Below are 2,478 nucleotides of genomic sequence, written 5' to 3'. Positions count from 1 at the left end.
CCCGCGTCTGATGAATCTCGATCGCGATTATTTCTTTGCTTTGGCTGCATATGCTTTGACAAATCTGTCATCAAATATTTTAGTTAGATCTGGTTTTGTTTTCGCTAACCCTACCTCACTCAAAAACGCACTCATTTGTGTCGCTGCATATGGCAAAGAATTCATATCATTCCCAGCCTGAAAAGCTTTGAGGTTTTCGGACACGGTAAAAATCTTGGTGCCTTGGGCGTATGCTTGGTACTCACTATCGCTCACTCCCGCACGTTTGACTAAAATTTTATTAGCAGCATCGGGATTAGCTTTAATATAGTCTAAAGTAGCAAACCAACTATCTACCATTGCTTGAACTTTTTCGGGATGTTCGTTAATAAATTTTCGAGTGACAACTAAATGATCGGAAATCGATCCAGGGAAATCCTTGGAACTAAATAACTCCCTACTTCCTGGTAATTTGAGAGCCTGAGTTGTGAAAGGTGCAAATACAGCAACTGCATCTACTTGTCCGGCAGCAAAAGCTGCCGCAGCTTTACCAGTTTCCAGCGGTACAAACTTAATATCTTTGGCTGTCATACCAGCTTTTTTTAAACCCTGTAGTAATAAAAAGTGATCCACAGTTCCTTCCTCGGCAGCAACTTTTTTACCTTTGAGATCGGCAACTGATTTGATATTTTTATTGACGATGACTTTATCATTGCCCGTCGAGTTGTCATTCGTCAATACAACTACCTGATCCGCACCTCCAGCAATCGAAGCGATCGTATCGCCTAATGTTTGACTATTAGCATCTAATTGTCCGGCATTGAGGGCAGAAATCGAATCCAAATAGCCATCAAACCATTTTAAATTTACCGATGCTTTATTAGCTTCAAAGATTTTTTGTTCTTGAGCAACCTGCCAAGGGAACCAACCCGGCCACGCACTAAAACCCAATCTAACATCTGTTTTGGACTCAGAAGCTGGCGCACTAGCAGCCGCAGGATTTGGCGAAGTTGCTGATTCTCCTGTCGGTTTATTTGCACCTGGGTTGCTACAACTGACCGTAAGAAATAAAGCTGACGTAAATAACAGACAAGTCGATAAGAGCGATCGGTGTAACATGAAAATCTTCACTAATTTATAATTGCGCTCTCGAAAATCGATCGACCTAAATTTGACTCAGCAAATTAGCCGAGTCTTCGATCCTTGGGTACTTCGGTAGCTTTGCCAACAAAACTACCAACATTACTCTTGAGTATTTTGTATCCAAAAGCACAGTTACGATCGATTGTTATTTCGATCGCAATTGTTTTTGAGATATCCAGAGGTATTATAGGATACTTTTCTTCAAAAATTGAAAAGATGCTCGATCGATCGCTCCACTTTTGAGATCTAATCTGCTATTATTCATTTATTACGATTTCAGATTAATCTACAATACAAGTCAGGATCGCTTCTAGGGTTCCGATCGATATTCATCGATGACTGGTCCGAGAGAAGCAGCCGATTGGGTGTGAATAGACACTACTAATTCGGTCACACGGCGGGATAAAAGCCCGGGAGAACCACTTCAGCTTTGCTGTGGCATCTCCTCGGCTGTTGATATTTGCACTACCTGTGACCCAATTACATACCCAATCGAGCAGACTTAAGATGAATACTACTTTAGCCACACATCCCGGCATCGACCCCAAGTTAGTGCTACTTGATGAAAAGCTACCAGGTGGCGATTACTGGCACGGCATTATCAAGCGCGGCAATACACTTCGCATCACTGACTTAGCTGGCTCGCACGGGGTATCTCTAGTCTGCTACAATGCCGACAATCCGATCGAGCGACTGAATGTCGCCGATACAGCTAAAATCCAGTTCAATGCCTTTCTCAAACAAGGGATGGTGATGTATTCGGATATGGGCAGAATATTATGCTCGATTACTACCGATACATCTGGTTGTCACGACTTAATCTGTGGCTGTAGTAATGGTACGAGTAATGAGGTAAATTATGGCGATGCGACTTTAAGAAATTCTCGAAATAACTTTCTCAAAGCGTTGGGTAAACGGGGATTAACCCGTAAAGATTTGATGCCGAATATCAATCTATTCAGTCGGGTTGCTGTATCGCCCGACGGGTATTTACAATACGACCGCACCTGCGAAAAAGCGGGTAGTTATGTAGATTTACGGGCAGAAATGAATATACTTGCGATCGTGTCAAATTGTCCTCACGTTCTGCACCCTAGCACTGAATACAAGCCGCAACCGATTCAATTAACCATCTGGAAATCGCCAGCACCAACACCTGAAGATCTGTGTCGGACGGCAAATCCTGAAGTTGTGCGCGGATTTATCAATACCGACGCGCTATTTGCCCAGGATTAATCGATCTTTAATTAATCCAAGTTATTTGAATTATTGCGTAGATCTTTACCCCACCCCAGCCCTCCCCTTATAAAGGGGAGGGAGCAAGACAAGCTCTCTCCTAAAGGAGAGGGAGCAAGA

General features: G+C 43.0%; 2 protein-coding genes and 1 riboswitch. Of the genes, one reads left to right on the top strand and one right to left on the bottom strand.

The window, feature by feature from the left end:
* Window positions 1-27: 27 nt before the first annotated feature.
* Window positions 28-1,098 (bottom strand): ABC transporter substrate-binding protein, encoded by a 1,071-nt coding sequence (locus tag RMO52_RS16175; protein WP_310416153.1) that lies wholly within the window; start codon window positions 1,096-1,098, stop codon window positions 28-30.
* A gap of 323 nt (window positions 1,099-1,421) precedes the next feature.
* A riboswitch (guanidine-I (ykkC/yxkD leader) is annotated at window positions 1,422-1,541 on the top strand.
* An 88-nt stretch (window positions 1,542-1,629) separates the two neighbouring features.
* Between RMO52_RS16175 and RMO52_RS16170 the strand changes: the two genes are divergently transcribed.
* Entirely contained in the window at window positions 1,630-2,358 is a 729-nt protein-coding gene (locus RMO52_RS16170) for an urea amidolyase associated protein UAAP1 (RefSeq protein ID WP_310416150.1), read from the top strand.
* The last annotated feature ends 120 nt before the right edge of the window (window positions 2,359-2,478 follow it).

It is taken from the genome of Chamaesiphon sp. OTE_8_metabat_110, assembly GCF_031382685.1.
Classification (GTDB): domain Bacteria; phylum Cyanobacteriota; class Cyanobacteriia; order Cyanobacteriales; family Chamaesiphonaceae; genus Chamaesiphon.
The sequence above is the reverse complement of the archived record's forward strand: the minus strand, read 5'-3'. Positions and strand labels throughout refer to the sequence as shown.